The sequence below is a fragment of the Thermomonas sp. LB-4 genome (assembly GCF_036409385.1).
Classification (GTDB): Bacteria; Pseudomonadota; Gammaproteobacteria; order Xanthomonadales; family Xanthomonadaceae; genus Thermomonas.
Genome location: NZ_JAXOFT010000050.1, coordinates 1 through 2,644, shown reverse-complemented (window position 1 = coordinate 2,644; position 2,644 = coordinate 1). Strand labels below are relative to the sequence as shown.

Below are 2,644 nucleotides of genomic sequence, written 5' to 3'. Positions count from 1 at the left end.
ATCAGACCGCGATACTGCACGAAGTTCGTCGCAGACGAGTTTTTACACAGCCTCGACCCATAGCGGCCGCTGGGGCTAGGCCATGCTGGAAGCAGTAAAGCCCGCTTTCGCGGGAGCCTAAGATCATTTCAGCTTATGGTTCTAGTGGCGGCGCAGACCACATCCACGGAATGCGACTAGTCAGCCCCGGTGAAAGGGGATGTGGTACGAAAACCCCTAGGCTTCGCGGAGGGCGACGTCTTAGGGTGCCGCGAGGCTAATCGCCGCTCGGGGCGTGTTAGTAAAGGGTGGCGACATGGGGATAGCGCAATGATTGACTGGCGTAGAAGACGGCTGACCAAGGCCAACCGCGTCGCGGCAGATGACGCGGCGTCCCAGCCCGCGGCGGATGCCTCGGGCGGCGTTGCAGCCAACGACCGAAACCATCACGTCAAGGAATACCTGCGTTACTACCTGTCTTTCTCGACGCCGCCAGGGTTCGCGGTTCTACTGAACGGCCCGTGGGGGATTGGGAAGACATACGTAGTCAAGAACTTCCTCAAATCGCTCGATAGTCAGAAGACGCGATACATCTACGTCAGCTTGTATGGCCTTGTGTCGCTCGATGAGATTGACGACGCCATTCTGCAATCCATGTATCCCGTCCTAAAGAAGAAGGGCGTCACGCTTGGCGGCCGTGCGCTCAAGATGGTCGGGAAGTACTTCAATGTGGAGCTCGATCTAGAGTCAAAGGATTTCGTCGATCGGTCGAAGTCTGATCTGTATGTATTCGACGACCTGGAGCGTTGCCAGATGCCGATCAACACGGTGATGGGTTACATCAACGTGTTCGTCGAACATGAAGGTCGCAAGGTCGTCATCATTGCGAACGAGAGCGAGATAGCGGACGAGAACTACCAGCGCATTCGCGAGAAGGTGGTTGGAAGGATGTTTGACGTCCAATCGGCCTTTGACGATGCGCAGGCTGCGTTCATCGCTTCGGTAAAAGACGACGGCGCAAGGGGAGCCGTCGCGGCGAATGCGTCCGTCATCTCCGAGATCTATCACCAATCCGAGCTGGACAATCTCCGGATACTGCAGCAGGCAATCTGGGACTTCGAGCGGTTCTATGCCGTTCTGGACGATAGGCACCGATCTCACGACAAAGCGTTGACGGCGTTGCTGGGGCTGCTGTCTGCGATTTCTTTCGAGGTGAAGGCCGGGCGACTGTCGGCCGGCGACATACAGGATCGCCAGAACAATCTGCTTTCGGCCTACTTGCCGCGCGAGGAGGGCGATCCAGTGCCGGAGATACTGGCGGTGGAGAAGCGGTATCCCACAGTGCAGTTGGACACCACCGCACTGTCGGACGACACGTTGATCGACCTGATCGTGAAGGGGGTCGTCGATCCGAAGCGGATACGTGACGAGCTCGATCAGAGCTCGTACTTCGTGACGGTTGCGCAGGAGCCTGCCTGGCGGACTGTCTGGCATTCGCATGAGCGGACGGAGGAGGAGGTCGATCGCGCGCTTGCAGAGATGGAGCGCGCATTCGCCGCGCACGAGTACACGATTCCAGGAGAGGTGTTGCATGTGTTCGGACTGCGGCTCTGGCTCTCGCGCATCGGAGGCATCGCAAATGGTGTCGAACAGGTAGTCGCCGACGGTCGGGCATACGTGGACTATCTGTACGCGAACGGCCTGCTTGAGCCGCTGGATCGACACGAAGACCATTTCGGTCTGGCATTCGACGCGTACGACGGGCTGGGATTCCACGAATCCCGGTCGGAGGAGTACATTGGATTGCGCGACTATCTGGACGAAAAGCGCCGCGCTGTCGATATCGACCGCAGGCCCGCGATCGCCGAGGAGTTGTTGGCGAACATACAGGAGGATTCTGGCCTGTTCCTACGTCGGGTCTCCTTGACGAATCAGGGAGATAACGAGTTCTACGACATCCCGGTCCTGGCGTCCCTGGATCCGGCTCGGTTCGTCGATGCGTTCCTCGGGCTGGAGCCGCGTGGCCAGCGGAACGCAATGATTGCCCTCAAGGCTCGATATAAGCACGGCCGGATCGATGAAGACTTGAGTGACGAGCGGCCCTGGGCTGTCGAGGTCCGCGACCGGATTCGAGCTGCGGCGGAGGGCATGTCGGCGATCTCAAAGGATCGACTGCAAAGGCTCCTGATCCACGGCCTGGATGAGGTGCTTGGGGTCGCACCCCAAGGTGGCGACGACGGCGGCTAGGCAAGCTTTCCGATCACGACGCCGTACCTCGGGGTGTGCGAATCGCTGAAGATCTGCACGTCGCCGATCAGCAAGCCGCGGCCCCGGTCTTCGATCAACAGCACGCGGTGGATTTCGGGGTGGCTGGCGTTCGGTTCTTCGATGGTGCCGACGAAATGACCGATTGCATCGTCTTCTCCCAGTATCATGGCCGGCAGCTCCGACGATTCGGCCAGCAGTTTCAATGTTCCGGTGGCGGCCGCCATCGCGTAGGCGATCTTGGCGATCATCCGAGCGAACTCGGCGGGCCGCTGCGAAAGCGTTGCGCCAATCGACTGCGCGCCAAGCTTCTTCATCACCTCAAGTGGATTCGGTCCGAACGAGAGAGATATGCTCGAAAGTTGGTGACGCTTGATCAGGCGGCAGCTTGAATGTGGCG

At 59.4% G+C, this 2,644-nt stretch carries 2 protein-coding genes; one reads left to right on the top strand and one right to left on the bottom strand.

The features are described 5' to 3' along the window. The first annotated feature begins 309 nt into the window (after window positions 1-309). On the top strand, window positions 310-2,226 hold the full coding sequence (locus SPK54_RS13545) for a P-loop NTPase fold protein (protein ID WP_330948395.1): 1,917 nt from the start codon (window positions 310-312) through the stop codon (window positions 2,224-2,226). On the opposite strand, the gene SPK54_RS13540 is transcribed toward SPK54_RS13545, so the two are convergent. Further along, on the bottom strand, window positions 2,223-2,644 hold a 422-nt coding region (locus SPK54_RS13540; RefSeq protein ID WP_330948394.1), incomplete at its 5' end, for a hypothetical protein. The genes SPK54_RS13545 and SPK54_RS13540 overlap by 4 nt on opposite strands.

What these genes read in the sequence shown, in the direction of transcription:
- SPK54_RS13545 (WP_330948395.1), top strand. Translation starts at nt 310, where the DNA reads ATGATTGACTGGCGTAGAAGACGGCTGACCAAGGCCAACCGCGTCGCG.